Here is a 16545-nt window from a genome sequence, read left to right on the forward strand (position 1 = left end):
AAGTTAGCGGGTCCACAGCTCAGCGGGTCAGGCGGTCCCATAGAGCGGCATCGAAGGATTCCGGAGCCAGTGCGGACATATGCCGTACCGCGTTATCGAGTTTGCCGCGCCAGAGGCGGACTGCTCCGTCACCCCGTCCCTCCAGAACCGCAGTAAGGATCCGCCGGTCATCTCGGAGGAGACGGTCGACGGCGGGGGTGTAGTCCAGCTGCAGCACCGCGATGAACATCCTGACGCGCAGGGTGAGCGCGTGGAAGCTGCGTGCCGACTGCCGCAAGCCGGAGGCCTCGGCCAGCTCCTGCTGGAAGCGCAGATCAGCCTCGCCCACATCCGCGCGGGTGCCTTGGGCAGCGGCAGCTTCCAGTGCCCCGAGCGCCAGTCTGGCAGGAAGCAGCCGGTGCCGCGGCTGGGCGGCGCAGGCCCGCAGCAGCACCATGCCCACATGAAGCCGGGAGGCGTAGAGGTCAATGACATCAGCACCGGTCACCCGTGGGATGCGGAACGTGCTGCTGGCTGCGCCTGTGGAGGACTGCACGAGCAGGCCGTCATCAGCCAATTGGCGCATGGCGGTTCGCACTGTGGCTGGTGGCAGACCCAACCGCTGAGCGAAGAGAGCTGGACGAAGCCGGTCACCAGGCCGGAATCCGGAATTGATCATCTCTTTGCGCAGGGCGATGGCCAACTGCTCAGTGGCAGAGAGCTCCATCCGGGGCAGCCAGCGGTTGGCGGGGGAGCGGTCCGGGGCGGGGTACTCCATGACGGCAAGTAGATTTGAGTCAAAAATAGGATCAGTTCCGGATGATTCTGTCTCGGCCCGCCAATGAACCCCCAGAAGTCCTCTGCCTGCCCGCGCTGCCAGAAGCCGAAGCAGTGAACCCGGAAGGGCGGCCTCCGAGGGTTCGCAACGGTCCAGCAGCGCCGCCACAGCAGCCAGAAACTCCTCCCAGTCTGCCCCCGGTGACCACTGAGCGCGCAGGGACGATGGTTCTGCGCTGGGGGGTTCGGCAGCCGAGTTCCGGGGCGGGTCGGTCCAGGCGGCAGCTCCGGAGACCCACAGGGCGGCCATCAGTGCAGTCGCCCGACGTTCGAAGCGTCGTCGCGCCGGTGCTGCGGCGCTGGCACTGGTGCCGAACTGAAGCGTGATCCGGGGGTACTCCACCCGGAAGTCCATGAGACGAAGCCGCTGGGCAGCGGGGGATGCCGCGGTAGGGGCTGCGTGCCGCTGTGTGGACTGGCCTGGATGGCGAATCCGCCGCACTGCGCGACTCACCAGGGTCTGACTCAACCCGGTCAGCTCGGCGATACGGCGGGTGGAAAATTCCGTGCCGCCCACCCGGGGGCCGGCCGTAGCCAACACACTGGCGACGATGTCATCGGCGGTGTCCTGTACCCGGGGGCGACCCCGCACCACTGTCTGCATCAGGCTATTGAATCAGTTTTGACTCAAATTATCTCAGCGTGTGGTCCATATCTCTTCTCATCTGCCCCAGCCCTGCTGACACTGAAGGCAAGACTGATATCCCACCGGCCCCCTGTCATGGAGGCAGTGGATTGCAACGACTCAAGGAGCAGAGCACATGGCTGAGCAGACTTCACCGGCCCACTCGCAGGACCTGAACCCAGAGACGCTGAACGAGCTGAACAGCATCACCGATGCCGCAGTGGAAAAGGTCACCAGCTGGCTGCGTCAGACTCAGCACTCCGGCGTGACCCCGCATCCCTCCGCGCAGCGGCTGGCCGCAGTCCTGGCTCACCCCACCGGCCTGGACTTCACTGTGGGATTCGTGGACCGGGTGATCCGCACTGAGGACACCAAAGCGGCCGCCTCCGCACTGTCTGAACTCGGCGCATTGGCTCCAGACACCCTCGAGAAGCTGGATCTGGCTCAGATCCAGGCCGGCTCGAAGCTGGGCAAACTGCTGCCCGACGTCGTGGTCCCCGCGGCCCGCAAGCGGATGCGCTCGATGGTCGGCCACATGGTGGTGGACGCTCGCGATAAGCAGTTCGGCAAAGCCGTGGCACGGATCAAGAAGGACGGCCACCGGCTCAATATCAACCTTCTGGGTGAAGCAGTTCTGGGTGAGGAAGAAGCCGATAAGCACCTGGAAGACACCGTACGGCTGTTGCGCCGCGACGACGTCGACTATGTCTCCATCAAGGTCTCCTCAGTGGCCAGCCAGATTTCCATGTGGGGTTTCCAGGAGACTGTGGACTATGTGGTGCAGCGGCTCATCCCGCTCTACACCGAGGCCGCAAAGGCCCCGGCCGGATCCAAGTTCATCAACCTGGATATGGAGGAGTACCAGGATCTGCGGCTGACCATCGCGGTCTTCAAGCGCCTGCTGTCCATGGAGCAGATGAAAAACTACGAGGCCGGAATCGTCATCCAGGCCTATCTGCCCGATGCCCTGGCCTCTGTTCAGGAGCTGGCTGAGTTCGCTAACGCCCGGGTGGACGCCGGCGGTGCCGGTATCAAGATCCGCCTGGTCAAGGGCGCGAACCTGGCCATGGAGCGGGTTCATGCGGAGATTCACGACTGGCCTGTTGTCACCTGTGACTCCAAGGAAGCCACCGACGCCAACTACAAACTGGTGCTGCATTGGCTGCTGCAGCCTGAGCGCATGCGCGGCGTGCGGCTCGGCGTGGCCGGCCACAACCTCTTCGACATCGCCTTCGCCCACCTGCTGGGGCTGGCACGCGGGGTGCACAACGACGGCGGGGCCGGCCGACTGGAATTCGAGATGCTCCAGGGCATGGCCGCCGAGCAGGCCGAGGCCGTCAGCGGCGATGTCGGGCAGCTGCTGCTCTACGTACCGGCCGTGCGCCCGGCCGAGTTCGACGTCGCGATCTCCTATCTGGTGCGTCGGTTGGAGGAGAATGCCGCGAGTGAGAACTTCATGTCCGGGATCTTCGATCTCGGCGTGGACGAGACCGGCACCGGCAGTGAGGTCTTCCGCCGCGAGGAAACCCGGTTCCGCAGCTCGGTGCAGACCCTGGCGGGCATTCTGCAGGAGAACGGTCACACCGCGCCGGCGCCGAAACACATTCAGGACCGGACCGCTGAAGAGCAGGCCGAGCTCCCTGACTACGATCAGCTGCCGCCCTTCCACAACGAGCCCGATACTCACCCGGCTCTTGAGGCCAACCAGCGCTGGGCCGAGCAGGTGGTGGCGCGGGCAACGCCTCAGTGGCTGAAGTCTCAGCCGGTACCGGAGGAAGTCGGGCTTCAGGATATCGACCCGCTGGTGGAGCGAGCTCGATCAGCAGCCGCAGAGTGGGCCGCCCGCCCGGCCATCGACCGGGCACGCATTCTCTACCGGGCTGCCGATATTCTGGCCCGGCGCAGGGGCCATCTGATCTCCTTGGCGGCAGCTGAGGTGGGCAAGTCCGTGGCGCAGAGCGACCCTGAGGTCTCCGAGGCGATTGATTTCGCCCGTTACTACGCCCATCACGCTCTGGAACTGGAGAAGGTGGAATACGCCAACTTCACCCCGGACACCCTGGTTCTGGTGACACCGCCGTGGAACTTCCCACTGGCCATTCCCTTTGGCGGCACCGTGGCAGCCCTGGCAGCAGGATCTGCGGTGATCCACAAGCCCTCCTCACCGACTCCGCATTGTTCTATGGCGCTGCTGGAAGCCCTGTGGGAAGCAGGCGTGCCACGTGATGTGCTCCATGGCGTCTATCCCTTCGAAGGCGAGGCCGGCAAGCGGCTGGTCAGCCACGACGGCGTGGACCGGGTGATCCTCACCGGAGCCTCAGAGACCGCCGCACTGTTCCGCTCCTGGAAGCCGCAGATGCGCATCAACGCCGAGACCTCGGGCAAGAACGCCCTGATCATCACCCCGGCTGCAGACCGCGACCTCGCTGTGGCTGACCTGGCGAACTCCGCCTTCGGTCACGCCGGACAGAAATGCTCCGCCGCGTCCCTGGGCATCCTGGTGGGAAGCGTCTACAACTCGGAGCGGTTCCGCCGCCAGCTGGTGGATGCTGCCAAGTCCATGGTGGTGGACTGGCCGCAGAACCTCTCGGCCACAGTCGGTCCGCTCACCGAGGACCCCAGTGACAAGCTGCACCGGGCGCTGACTACGCTGGAGCCGGGAGAAGCCTGGCTGCTGAAGCCGGAGCAGCTAGATGACACCGGCAAGCTGTGGAGTCCCGGCATCAAGACCGGCGTCAAGCCCGGCAGCTTCTTCCATCTGACGGAGGTCTTCGGACCAGTGCTGGGGCTCATGGAAGCCAAGGACCTGGATCAGGCAATCGCCTATCAGAACCAGGTGGACTTCGGTCTCACCGGCGGCATCCATTCCTTGGAGGTTTCCGAGGTGGAACAGTGGTTGGAGCAGGTCCAGGTGGGCAATGCTTATGTGAACCGCGGAATCACAGGTGCGATTGTGCAGCGGCAGTCCTTCGGCGGCTGGAAGCAGTCCTCTGTGGGACTGGGATCCAAAGCCGGTGGCCCCAACTACGTGATGCTCTTCGGGCAGTGGAGCGACGACGTCGATATTGCCACTGCGGCTCAGCTGGCTCCTCCTGCTGAAGGCACCCCGGCTGCGGTGGTGCTTGAGGAGGCCGAATCCAAGAAGGTCATCGGACCGGAGGAGTTCGCCTGGCTGAAGGCTGCCGCTGCCGACGACGCACGTTGGTGGGCTCAGGAGTTCGGCAAGCCCAAGGATCACACCGGGATGAATGCCGAAGCCAATATCTTCCGCTATCTGCCGGAGACTGTGCTGCTGCGAGTCCAGGCTGATGCAGAACCCGCGCCGGTGCTGCGCGCCCTGCTGGCTGCCCGGACCGCAGGTGCCCAGGTGCGCATCAGTGTGGATCCCAAGTCGCAGAAGAAAGCCAAGCAGGCGGCCAAACTGGTGCAGAAGCTGGTGGTGGGTATCGAGAAGCCGCTTCAGGAGGCGGAGCAAGAGTTCGCCCAGGCGTTGGCTTCTGGCGCTCACGACGCCGGCGTTGGCATCCGGGTGCGCGTGCTGGGGACCCTCGGGTCTCAGGTGCACCAGGCGGTGGCGTCGCGTCCGGAGGTGGCGCTGCTCGATGACGTGGTGACCGCCTCTGGTCGCGTTGAGCTGCGCTATTGGGTCAAGGAGCAGGCGGTGTCGATGACTCTGCACCGCTTCGGCAACCCCAGCCCGCGCTTCCACGAGCTTGCAGCTCAGCTCAAGGCCGGTCTTTAATCCGGGGTTTCCGCGCAGCAGGCACGGGCGTCATAGGTGGTTCTTCAGGCCAGTACGCTGTGCATGGAGAACCACCGATGCCCCTGTCTGAAAGAGAGTTCGTGAGTGTCTGAGCTGCTGCTGAAGAATGCTGTGATCGCTTCCCCCGGTGGGGCGAAGAGGGCCGAGGCCCCCGCAGTGGATGTGCTGATCTCCGGTGGCGTCGTCGTTGCACTGACTGCCTCAGGTGAGCAGCTGGACAGAGCTGCCGAGGTGGTGGACCTCGAGGGGCGCTGGCTGATTCCGGGGCTGTGGGATCACCATGTGCATTTCACGCAGTGGGTGATCCGTCGGCAGCGTATTGATCTGACCCGCACCAGCAGTGCCGCAGAAGTCCTGGAACTGGCACGCGAGGCAGTGCAGAAGGCGCCGGCCGGTAAGACGGTGGTCGGTTTCGGATTCCGCGATGGGCTCTGGCCTGAGCCCGCTCGGCTCAGCGACCTCGATGCGGTCACCGGTGATCATCCAGTGGCGCTGATCGCCGGCGACCTGCACTGCATGTGGCTGAACACCGCTGCCCAGCAGCTGGTGGGGGTCCATACCGATGACACCGGAATCCTGCGGGAAGCAGAGTCTTTCGCGGTCATGGACCGCTTCGGTGACCCCGCTGACCTGACTCCGCAGGACTACCAGGATGCGGCCCAAGCTGCCGCAGCCCGCGGAACTGTGGGCGTGGTGGAGTTCGAGAACGCCGATAACGCCTCGCTGTGGCCCAAGCGGGTGGCCCAGGGGGTGAACCAGCTGCGCGTGGAGGCCGCGGTGTGGCCCGACTACCTGGCGCAGACTGTGAAATCCGGCCTGCGGACCGGAGATCTGCTCGAGGAATCCGGACTGGTTCGGTTGGGGCCGCTGAAGGTGATCTCCGATGGTTCTCTGAACACCCGAACCGCGTGGTGCTGGGAATCCTATGCAGGGTTGGATCCCACACATCCTCATGCCTGCGGTGGGCCTACTGTGCCGCCGCAGCAGGTGCGCGAACTGATGCGCACCGCCCAGGGTGCAGGCATTGCCGCAGCCATTCACGCCATTGGTGACCGTGCCAATACGGAGATCCTGACCATCTTTGAACAACTTGCAATGCACGGCAGTATCGAACATGCCCAGCTGCTTCGCTGGGAGGACGTTGAACGATTCGCCCGGCTTGGCGTCACGGCGAGCGTGCAGCCCGAACATGCCATGGATGACCGTGACGTCGCGGAGGCATACTGGCCCGGACGCACCGCCCGGAACTTCCCCCTGCGCAGCCTTGTGGAAGCGGGAGTCACCCTGCGTTTCGGCTCTGATGCCCCGGTGGCACCGCTGGATCCGTGGATGGCGATTGCTGCGGCCGTCAGCCGCAGCCGTGATGGCCGTGACCCCTGGCATCCGGAGCAGCGCATCGCCGTAGGTACAGCTCTTGCTGCCAGCACTGGCGGTCCCGCTGAAGTCCGCGTGGGAGCACCCGCTGATTTAGCCGTGCTGGACCGTGACCCCTACCACTGCACGGGGGACCAGCTGCGGAACATGCCGGTGGCAGCCACGCTATTAGGCGGACGGTTCACTCACTACGCGCTCTAGGGCGCAGACCGCCGGCGGATTCCGGCCGGGGCGACTTATCAGTGATCGACTCATCAGCAATCGAAGTTGCAGCTGAGTAGAGCATAAGCTCTAATTAGAGTGTGAACTCTAACTCAGCAGGCCTGAGCTCCCAGAATCCCGTCCCCGAACCGTCCCGATCCCCGCGCCCCGCCTCCCAAGGCTCCCGGTCGGGGCAGCGCCGAAGCACTCGATCGGAGGCGACAAGAACGCAGATTCTGAACACCTCACGTGTCCTGTTCAACGACCACGGCACAGCGGCTGTGAGCACCAACCGCATCGCCGCTGAGCTCGGTATCAGTCCCGGCAACCTCTACTACCACTACTCCGGCAAGCGCGACATCATCCGGGATCTCCTGGCTGAGATGATCGATCAGTACGCGCTGCACTGGGAGCAGGGCGGTCACGCAGACCAGGGCCTAGACCTTGAACACCTGCGCCAGGGGATGCTGCGCGGTGGAGAACTGGCCTGGCGGTACCGGTTCTTCGGACGTGAGCTGGTGGCACTGCTTCGCGCAGATTCTGAGCTGGCTGCTGTCTACCGCGAGGCTTATCAGCACCGCATGGCGCAGTGGTCTGCAGCAGCGGAGCAGCTGGTGGCCCAGGGACTGCTTCAGCCGAGGTCCCCGTTGGCAGATCTCACCGCAGCTGTCTGGTTGGTCACCGAGAACTGGTTCACCTTCTTGGAGATCACCGGGGAAGCTGACCGGCCAGAAAAAGTCTCCCCAGAAAAAGTTGCCGCCCAGCTCGATGTAGTTTTCGCGGTCCTGGAGCCACACCTGTCACCGGCCGCACGCCAGCTCTGGAAGGACCTAGATCGCAATGAAGCATGAATCTCAGACACAGGATGACGCAGCGGAAGCCCAGAACTTCTCGCGCAGGAACCTCTTGCGATTGGTCGGCGGGGGTGCCGGGTTACTTGCCGTTGCCGGATCAGGAGCCCTCACCTGGCGAGCAGCGGACAACGGAGTATTCGCCGAAGGATCGGGACCCGCTTATGAGCCGTGGAACCTGCCCGCGCCCACCGGGCGGGCAGACTTAGTGCGCGCGGCCATCCTGGCTGCCAATGCCCACAACACCCAACCCTGGATCTTCCGCGTGGAGGACAGCTACATCGACCTGTTCGCCGACTCAGGCCGGACGATCGGGACCATCGATCCACTGCTTCGGGAACAGCAGATCTCACTGGGCTGTGCCCTGGAGAACCTGATGATCGCTGCACCTGCACTTGGCCTGCAGGCCATCGCGGAGCTCGTTCCGGATTCCGCTGATCCCGGACACATCGCGCATATCGAGCTGCGCGAGAGCTCCGCGGCAGCCTCGCCGCTCTTGAAAGCTATTCCGGTGCGGCATACCGATCGCGCTGCGTACCGCACTGACCAGGCCGTGCCCCGGCAGACCCTGGACCGTTACCGCAGAGCCGCTGAGGACGACGCCGTCTCATTGGTCTGGTTGAGTGAGCCCGAGGTGCGGCAGGCATTCGGCGATATCACCGTCCGGGCGACCGAGGCGATCATCGCAGACCCGGATCAGGCCGCTGATGACTACCGCTGGTACCGCTCTGACTGGAACGATATCCAGACTCTGCGCGACGGTGTCACGATCGATGCTTCCGGGCAGTCGGCATTCATTCGCGGAGCAGCGAAGATCCTGCCTACGACGCAGCAGCAGAATCACGACGGCTGGCTGCGCGGCACCCGTGACACCCAGGTCAGCACCGCCGCTGCGTTCGGCGCGATTATGGTGGCAGACGGTCATGATGTGGCAGCTCGGCTATCTGCCGGTCGCACCTTTCAGCGGCTGCACTTAATGGCTACTGGAGACGGGCTGGCCATGCAGCCTTTGTGCCAGGTCCTCGAGCGGGTGGACCGGGAGGAATCGGCCGGGCTCGACGACGTTTTCAATCGTGAGCTTGCTGATCTGCTGCCCGGGGCAGGGAAAGCGATCATGACCTTCCGCATTGGATACCCCACAGTGGCCGCACCTCCGAGCCCGCGCCGCGCGGTAGAGGAGGTTCTGCTCACTGCAGCACCCTGACTTGTGACCGCTTAGAGGAGGGCGGTGCCGCGACCTGAACGTTTGCGCATTTGGTAACGCAGGAGTACCTTAATCACGTTCACAAAAATTCCGGCAAACTTATGTTGCGTAATCCAGGCCGGCTGTGATTCGTCGATAGTACCCGAGGAACTGTGACCGCTCAGACCGCCCCCACGCGCGCCGATGCTGCGCCGCTGCCGCTGGCATCAGCCGGTGCGCGGCGGCTCGTCGTCGTCGGCTGCGGTCTGCTGCTTCTGCTGGGACTGAGCTGGATCAGTCTCTTCGTGGGCTCGGGAAATATCTCTGCAGGCACCGTCAGCGACACACTGAGCCGGTGGGCCGCAGGCGATCTGCCCGCAGGTGCCCGGGACACTACAGAACTGCTGATCCTCGAGCGGCGAGTCCCGCGCACTGTGCTGGCCATTGTTGTAGGCGCAGCCCTGGGACTGGGCGGTGTGCTGATGCAAGCTCTGACCCGCAACCCCCTGGCGGATCCCGGGCTGCTCGGCGTCAACGCCGGAGCCTACGCCGCAGTGGTCTTCGGCTCCGCCACGATGGGGGTGACCATCGGTTTCGCCCACGTCTGGCTGGCCATCGCCGGTGCCTTCATCACCGCCGTAGCGGTCTATCTGATCGGGACCAGCGGCTACGCCGGAGCCAGCTCCGCGAAGCTGGTACTGACCGGTGTGGCCATCGGCGCACTGCTGAGCGGACTCAGCTACGCCGTCACCCTGGCCATGCCCACCGTCTTTGACCAAGTGCGTTTCTGGTCCGCGGGCTCTCTGCAGGGACGCAGCTGGGATGAGCTCAACGCGGTGCTGCCGTTCATGATGATCGGCGCACTCATCGCCGCACTGCTGCCGCGGGCGCTGAATGCGATCTCGCTAGGCGATGACGCCGCCGTCGCCCTCGGGGCCCGGCCCGGACTGACTAAAGTAGCGGGACTGGCCGCGGTGACCCTGCTCTGCGGTGCAGCAACGGCGGCAGCCGGGCCGCTGAGCTTCATCGGGCTCATGGTGCCCCACGCGCTGCGGATGCTGCTGGGCCCGGATCACCGCTGGCTGGTTCCACTGAGCCTGCTGGCCGCACCGGTGCTGGTGCTGACCGCTGACATCCTGGCCCGCTTGGTCGTGGCCTCCGAACTTCCTGCAGGAGTGGTCACCGCATTCCTCGGTGCTCCGGTGCTGATCTGGCTGACCCGCCGGAGGGCGGTGAAAAACCTGTGAACGTGCAGACTGCGCCGCCACTTTTCGGCCCCGGGTCGCGGACCCTGCGCCGCGGCACCTTCAGCCTGCGCATCCAGCGCCGCAGCCTGATCATGACCTTCGTGCTGCTGGCGGCGGCGTTGATGGTGGGCTGGTGGAACCTGATCAGCGGCTCGGCCATGCTGGGTGCCTCCGACGCCCTGGCTGCGCTGTTGGGCACCGCTGATGAAGGTACCTCCAGGGTCATTCTGGAATGGCGCGCCCCACGGGTGGTCTTCACACTTCTCGGCGGAGCCGCCCTGGCCCTTGCCGGGGCAGTCTTCCAATCCCAGACCCGTAACCCGCTGGGCAGCCCGGACATCATCGGCTTCTCCGCCGGCGCGTATACCGGCGCATTACTAGTCGCCGTACTGGGCTTCAGCGGCGTCTGGGCCACACCCTTCGGAGCGATCCTGGGCGGCACGGCCACCGGCGCCGTCGTCTACCTGCTGGCGTGGAAACGCGGTGTCTCCGGGCTGCGCATCATCCTGGTGGGCATCGGCGTGAGCATCTTCCTGGGTTCGCTGAACACCTACCTGGTCACCACACTGCGCCTGGAGGCCGCTATGGCCGTGGCCACCTGGGGCGCGGGCTCCGTCAATGACATCACCTGGTCCCATGTCCTGCCGCTGCTGGGGATCGGCGCAGTGGCTCTGCCGGTGATGCTGGCCAACGCTCGGAACATGCAACTGATGGAAATGGGCGACGACGCCGCCTCCGGCCTTGGCATCCAGCTGGAACGTACCCGGCTGATCCAGTTCTTCTGCGGGATCGTGCTGGTGGCATTAGTGACCGCCGCGGCAGGGCCGATCGCCTTCATCGCGCTGGTGGCTCCGCAGCTTGCACTGCGCCTGGCTGGAGCAGCCGCCGGCTCCTCCCATACCGGTCAGCTCATTCCCTCAGCAGCAATGGGTGCCCTGCTGCTGACCCTCAGCGACACGATTGCGCGCACCCCCTTGATCCCCGTCAGCCTGCCGGTGGGTGTCATCACACTCATCCTCGGCGGGGCCTATCTCGTCTGGCTGCTCATGAGCATCGGTCAGACCGCCAGGAAAGGAATCTGAGAATGACGATCACCCAAGTCCGCGAGGAGGCAGTGGCGGAACTGCCGCAGCTGCAGACCGAGCACCGGCTGGCAGCGGCAGATCTGGCCTGCGGTTACGACGAGCGCTCCGTGCTCAAAGAGCTGAACCTGCAGATCCCCGAAGAGTCCTTCACCGTCATCATCGGTCCCAACGCCTGCGGTAAGTCCACTCTGCTGCGCAGCCTGGCACGGCTGATCCGTCCCGCCGCCGGAGAGGTCCTGCTCGACGGCGATGCGATCAGCTCCGTGCCCACCAAGCAGCTGGCTCGTACTATCGGGCTGCTGCCACAGACCTCGCTGGCACCAGAAGGCATCACCGTGGCTGATCTGGTCTCCCGCGGCCGTCACCCGCATCAGAGTCTGCTGCGCCGCTGGGGCCGCGAGGACGAGGCTGCAGTCCGCCATGCTCTGGAGGTCACCGGCACCACCGAGCTGGCCAGCCGCGCCGTCGATGAGCTCTCCGGCGGGCAGCGCCAGCGCGCATGGATCGCCATGACGCTGGCTCAGCAGACTCCGATTCTGCTGCTGGATGAGCCCACCACCTACCTGGACATCGCCCACCAGATCGAAGTCTTGGAGCTGTGCACCCAGCTCCAGCGCGATGGCCGTACCCTGGTGGCCGTGCTGCATGACCTGAACCAGGCGCTGCGCTATGCCACCCACCTGGTCGCCATGCGCGAGGGCCAGATCATCGCCCAGGGCGCGCCCGAGGAGATCGGCACCGCCGAGCTGGTGCGCGAGGTCTTCGGCATTGATTCCCTGGTGATCGAAGATCCAGAGACCGGACGCCCGCTGGTGATACCCCGGGCAGCAGCGGCCTAAGAACCGCCCCGAGAACCCGCCCAAGTGACCGTTCGCACCGGTTGTACTGAGTCCCTTGCCCTAAGAGGAGAACCTATGAAGAACCCCCTACTGTCTTTGTCCGCCGTTATGGCGGCCTCCGCGCTGGCGCTGACCGCTTGTGGTGGTGGCGGAGACGGTGACAGCGCCACCGAGGGCGATGCGGGCAGCGCGAGCCCCGCAGCTGAGGGCGACGGCGTGCTGGCAGTGGTGGAGCATATGTATGGCCCCACCGAGGTGCTTGAGCCCGAAGACGGCGAACTGCGTGTAGTAGCCCTGGGCTGGTCCGATGCTGAGATCGCCCTGGCCTTGGGCGTGGAACCCATCGCGGTTCATGACTGGCAGAGCTTCGGGGAGGAGAGCCACGGCGTCGGGCCCTGGGCTGCGGATCTCTTTGACGACGTGGACCCTGAGGTCATTCCGCGCACTGATGGCGATCTGGATTATGAATATATCCAGTCACTGGCCCCGGATCTGATCCTCAACGTCAATTCCGGCTATGACGAGGCTGAGTACAACCGGCTCAGCGAGATCGCGCCCACCATCTCCGGCCCTGAAGGCGCGGCGAACTACAACCCCGGCTGGGAGAAGCAGACCCAGTTGGTCGCCGATGCGCTGGGTCTCTCCGCCGAGGGCACGGAACTGATCGAAGAAACCCACACCAAGATTGAGGAGGCCCGCGAGGCGCATCCTGAGTTTGAAGGTGTCGAGGCGATCACCGGTTCAAAATTCGGTGAAGCCTACGGACTGAATCTCTCCGGGGATATGCGCTGGGACATTCTTGAGCTGCTGGGATTCCAGATGTACGCCCCGGCGGATGAACTGAATAACGGCGAGGATTTCTACGCTGATATTTCTGAGGAGCAGGTGGAGATCTTCGACGCGGATGTCGCGGTGCTCTACCCCATCGGCTACACCCTGGAAGAGCTGCAGGCTGACCCGCTGATCTCCTCACTGGACGTGGTCCAGGAGGACCGCGCGGTGTTCCTAGAAGGCGACTCCGATCTATCTATGGCCTTCAGTGCCGGTTCTCCGCTGAGCATCGAACTAGTGCTTGAGGAGCTGACCCCGCAGCTGGCCGAGGCAGTGGAGAACCTCGACTGATGCAGCAGACCGCTGTCCGTCCGGCCACCCGCGCCTACCTGACTCAGGTGGCGCGGGTGGTCCGGCTGTCCCCGCAGTTCCTCCGTATCACCCTCACCGGCGAGGACCTTGAGCATTTCGGCCCAGCCGGCACCGGCACCACTGGCTTGGAGGCCGCGGCCTCGCCGGTGGCCTGGGACCAGCGAATCAAACTGTTCCTGCCGCGGTCCGATGGGACCCTGCCCGAATTAGGGCTCTTCGCTGACCCGCCGGCCACTATCATGGAGTGGTACACCGCCTGGCGGGTGCTTGATGATGCTGAACGCAATCCGATTCGCACCTACACCGTGCGGGCCATCCGCACCTATGCCCGTGAAGTGGATATCGACTTTGTCATCCACATTGACGACGACGACCACTCCGGTCCTGCATCCGCCTGGGCGCTGGGAGCCGAGCCCGGGGACGAACTGGTCATCATCGGCCCGGATCGGCGCTCGGAGGAATCCGGCGGCGGCATCGACTTCACCCCGGGAAGTGCTCGTGATCTGATGCTGGCCGGTGACGAGACCGCGGTGCCGGCAATCTGCGCGATTCTCGAGGGCCTCCCCGAAAGCTACAGCGGCGAGGCCTTCCTGGAGGTGCCCACCAGCGACGATGTCCTGGATGTGGCCTCACGCTCCAGTGTGCGGATCTACTGGCTCCCGCGCGACGGCGCCAGCCACGGTGCGGCCCTGAACTCCGCCGTCCAGGACTGGGGCATCCGCCGGGCCAAGATCTTCGCCGCTCGGCGCGCCGCCTGGGAACCCGGACGTGAACCGGTGGGAGCGCTGACCGGCACACCTCAGGAACTGCCTGAACTCGATGACGACGCCGTGCTGTGGGAGACCGCTGCCCCGGAAGGGTTCCGCGAGTACGCCTGGCTGGCTGGGGAGGCCGGTGTGATTGCCGGACTACGCCGCTATCTGGTCAAAGAGGTCGGACTTTCCCGCAAACAGGTGTCCTTTATGGGCTACTGGAAATACGGCCGCGAAAGCGCCTGAGCTCACGCGTCCACAGCGCGGGCTGTGAGGCTGCCGCGAATGCGCACCTCTGCCCGGCCCCCGACCCACAGTGACTCCGCAGACGGTTCGGTCCCTGAAGCCTCGGCTGGGTCCTCGCCCGCCTCGATGAGAACCCGCCCGCGCCGTCCGATCACCGTGCCTTGTCTGGCCACATAGGGTGGACGCAGTCTGCCGCTGCTGATCAGCCACTGGGCTAGCGAGGCGTTCAAACTGCCGGTCACCGGGTCCTCCAGCAGACCACCGGTGCCATCGGGGAAGAACCCGCGGACCTCCAGGGCGGGGGCGTCGTGGACATCATGCGGATAAAGTCCGGCCACACCGATGGCCTGCGGGTGATCAGCGTCCAATGCCTGCGGCTGCGGCACCACACTCAGCACCGTCTCGGCACTATCGACCAGGACCGCAGCCCATCCGGGACCATTGTCCACCCAGGCTGCATCCACCACGTGGGCTTCATCGAGCCCGAGCACCCTCAGCAGGGCTGCCCGATCCTGCGCAGACACCGGGCCTGAGCGCATCAGCGGCGGCGCCTGGAAGGCCAGCTGGTCAGCCTGGACTCTGACCTTGACCAGCCCGACGCCGCATTCTTGAACCACCAACCCTGGGCGCTGCGGCACCCCGCCCAGATCCAACCAGGCCCGGGCCGTGCCCAGCGTCGGGTGACCGGCAAAGGGAAGTTCTGTCTCTAAGGCAAAGATCCGCACTCGATAGTCGGCTTGGCTCGCACGCGGCGGCAGCAGGAAGGTGCATTCGGAGAGGTTCGTCCAGCGTGAGATCGCGCGCATCTGTTCATCAGTGAGGTCCGCGGCGCTGGCGATCACCGCTACAGGGTTCCCGGTGAAGGGACCATCGCTGAAGACATCAACCTGGCGAAAATCATGCGTCATAGCCACTATTGTGCCGCTGGCAACGTGGGATCGGGCACACTGCATGAGCCGAGACGGTCTCCAGCATTCTTCCGCTGTGGTATTCGTGGGACACTGGTGAGGATGTCGAATCCCACCAATCCTGAGAAAAGCACGGGTATCTCCGCACCCAAGACTGCCGCCGCCGCCACGATGGCCGGTCAGGCCCCAGCGGATGGTGCCGCCGCGCCGTCGTCGTCGGCCCCTGCCGACCGTTCGCAGAAGCAGGTGCGCCCGCGTGCTGAGGGCTGGACTCAGGCCGTTGACGCCGAGGGCCGCCCCAAACTGCAGTTCGCCCAAGGCCCCCGCGTCAAGCTGCCGCCGCAGCACCTGGCGGATATGACCCTGGATGAGCGCATCGCCAAGGCCAAGGAGATGGGAATCCCCGGATTCCGCGCCAAGCAGCTCTCTGTGCACTACTTCCAGCACTACACCACGGACCCCGAGGCGATGACGGACCTGCCCGCCGCGGAGCGTCAGAAACTGGTGGAGGAGTTCCTCCCTCCGCTGCTCACTGAGGTCCGCCGGCTGAAGACCGACGACGGCGCCACCATCAAGTTCCTCTGGCGGCTTTTTGACGGCGCCCTGGTGGAGTCGGTGCTGATGCGCTACCGCAACCGCATCACCCTGTGCATCTCCAGCCAGTGCGGCTGCGGCATGAACTGCCCCTTCTGCGCCACCGGCCAGAACGGGTTGACTCGCAATATGTCCACCGCAGAGATCGTGGACCAGATCGTGCAGGCCAACCGGGTGATTGCCGCTGGTGAGCTCGACGCACCTAATGCCGCTGAAGTGGCCGACGAAGAGGACTTCGCCGGTCTCGGTGAGGAAGCCGATTTCGCCGAGGGCCAGGACACGGCCACCTCCGGCGGTCCCCAGCCGACGGGTCCGCAGCGGGTGGGCAATATCGTCTTCATGGGCATGGGGGAGCCGCTGGCGAACTATAAGCGCGTGATGAGCGCAGTGCGCCGGATGATCGACCCCGCACCTGAAGGGCTGGGAATGTCGGCACGCGGAATCACCGTCTCCACGGTGGGACTGGTTCCCGCGATCAAGAAGCTGGCCGATGAGAACCTGCCCATCACCTTCGCCCTGAGCCTGCACGCACCGGATGATGAGCTGCGCGATGAGCTGATCCCGGTGAACTCGCGCTGGAAGGCCGATGAGGCGATTGACGCGGCGTATTACTACTACAAGACCACCGGGCGGCGGGTCTCGATCGAATACGCACTCATCAAGGACATGAATGACCACCCCTGGCGGGCGGATCTGCTGGCCGAGAAGCTCAACGCACGCGGCCGCGGTTGGGTACATGTGAATCCGATCCCACTGAATCCCACGCCGAACTCGGTGTGGACCTCATCGGATGCCGATGTGACCGCAGAGTTCGTGCGTCGACTCAACGCTGCCGGGGTGCCCACGACGCTGCGCGATACCCGCGGCAAAGAGATCGACGGCGCCTGCGGCCAGCTGGCTGCGGCTGAAGACTGAGGA

General features: G+C 64.9%; 12 protein-coding genes. 10 read left to right on the forward strand and 2 right to left on the reverse strand.

Features of this window, described 5'->3' with window-relative positions:
• Positions 1 to 19: 19 nt before the first annotated feature.
• Entirely contained in the window at positions 20 to 1420 is a 1401-nt protein-coding gene (locus tag ABEA23_RS08080) for a GntR family transcriptional regulator (protein ID WP_345477546.1), read from the reverse strand.
• A 157-nt stretch (positions 1421 to 1577) separates the two neighbouring features.
• Between ABEA23_RS08080 and ABEA23_RS08085 the strand changes: the two genes are divergently transcribed.
• The 9 genes from ABEA23_RS08085 (at position 1578) to ABEA23_RS08125 (ending at position 14125) form a co-directional block, all read left to right on the forward strand.
• The gene (locus ABEA23_RS08085; RefSeq protein ID WP_345477547.1) at positions 1578 to 5183 is read left to right on the forward strand and encodes a bifunctional proline dehydrogenase/L-glutamate gamma-semialdehyde dehydrogenase; all 3606 of its coding nucleotides are present in this window, start codon (positions 1578 to 1580) and stop codon (positions 5181 to 5183) included.
• Between the two features lie 105 nt (positions 5184 to 5288).
• Positions 5289 to 6779 (forward strand): amidohydrolase, encoded by a 1491-nt coding sequence (locus ABEA23_RS08090; protein WP_345477548.1) that lies wholly within the window; start codon positions 5289 to 5291, stop codon positions 6777 to 6779.
• A 101-nt stretch (positions 6780 to 6880) separates the two neighbouring features.
• On the forward strand, positions 6881 to 7630 hold the full coding sequence (locus ABEA23_RS08095; protein WP_345477549.1) for a TetR/AcrR family transcriptional regulator: 750 nt from the start codon (positions 6881 to 6883) through the stop codon (positions 7628 to 7630).
• The gene (locus ABEA23_RS08100) at positions 7620 to 8834 is read left to right on the forward strand and encodes an Acg family FMN-binding oxidoreductase (RefSeq protein ID WP_345477550.1); all 1215 of its coding nucleotides are present in this window, start codon (positions 7620 to 7622) and stop codon (positions 8832 to 8834) included. The genes ABEA23_RS08095 and ABEA23_RS08100 overlap by 11 nt, the downstream gene beginning before the upstream one ends.
• A gap of 152 nt (positions 8835 to 8986) precedes the next feature.
• Positions 8987 to 10060, forward strand: coding sequence for a FecCD family ABC transporter permease (locus tag ABEA23_RS08105; protein ID WP_345477551.1), 1074 nt, complete (start codon positions 8987 to 8989; stop codon positions 10058 to 10060).
• Complete coding sequence (locus tag ABEA23_RS08110) at positions 10057 to 11142, forward strand: FecCD family ABC transporter permease (RefSeq protein WP_345477552.1); 1086 nt, start codon at positions 10057 to 10059, stop codon at positions 11140 to 11142. Before ABEA23_RS08105 ends, ABEA23_RS08110 begins: the two co-directional genes overlap by 4 nt.
• A gap of 2 nt (positions 11143 to 11144) precedes the next feature.
• On the forward strand, positions 11145 to 11984 hold the full coding sequence (locus tag ABEA23_RS08115; protein ID WP_345477553.1) for an ABC transporter ATP-binding protein: 840 nt from the start codon (positions 11145 to 11147) through the stop codon (positions 11982 to 11984).
• Between the two features lie 75 nt (positions 11985 to 12059).
• The gene (locus ABEA23_RS08120; protein ID WP_345477554.1) at positions 12060 to 13106 is read left to right on the forward strand and encodes an iron-siderophore ABC transporter substrate-binding protein; all 1047 of its coding nucleotides are present in this window, start codon (positions 12060 to 12062) and stop codon (positions 13104 to 13106) included.
• Positions 13106 to 14125, forward strand: a complete 1020-nt coding sequence (locus tag ABEA23_RS08125) for a siderophore-interacting protein (protein ID WP_345477555.1) — start codon at positions 13106 to 13108, stop codon at positions 14123 to 14125. Before ABEA23_RS08120 ends, ABEA23_RS08125 begins: the two co-directional genes overlap by 1 nt.
• Positions 14126 to 14127: 2 nt before the next feature.
• Here the strand turns inward: ABEA23_RS08125 and ABEA23_RS08130 are convergent, their stop codons facing one another.
• Positions 14128 to 15033: a PhzF family phenazine biosynthesis protein gene (locus ABEA23_RS08130; RefSeq protein WP_345477556.1), complete on the reverse strand. Its 906-nt coding sequence runs from the start codon at positions 15031 to 15033 to the stop codon at positions 14128 to 14130.
• A 171-nt stretch (positions 15034 to 15204) separates the two neighbouring features.
• Between ABEA23_RS08130 and rlmN the strand changes: the two genes are divergently transcribed.
• Entirely contained in the window at positions 15205 to 16542 is a 1338-nt protein-coding gene (gene rlmN / locus ABEA23_RS08135; protein ID WP_345478649.1) for a 23S rRNA (adenine(2503)-C(2))-methyltransferase RlmN, read from the forward strand.
• Positions 16543 to 16545 lie beyond the last annotated feature (3 nt).

The sequence above is a fragment of the Nesterenkonia rhizosphaerae genome (assembly GCF_039544555.1).
Lineage (GTDB): Bacteria > Actinomycetota > Actinomycetes > Actinomycetales > Micrococcaceae > Nesterenkonia > Nesterenkonia rhizosphaerae.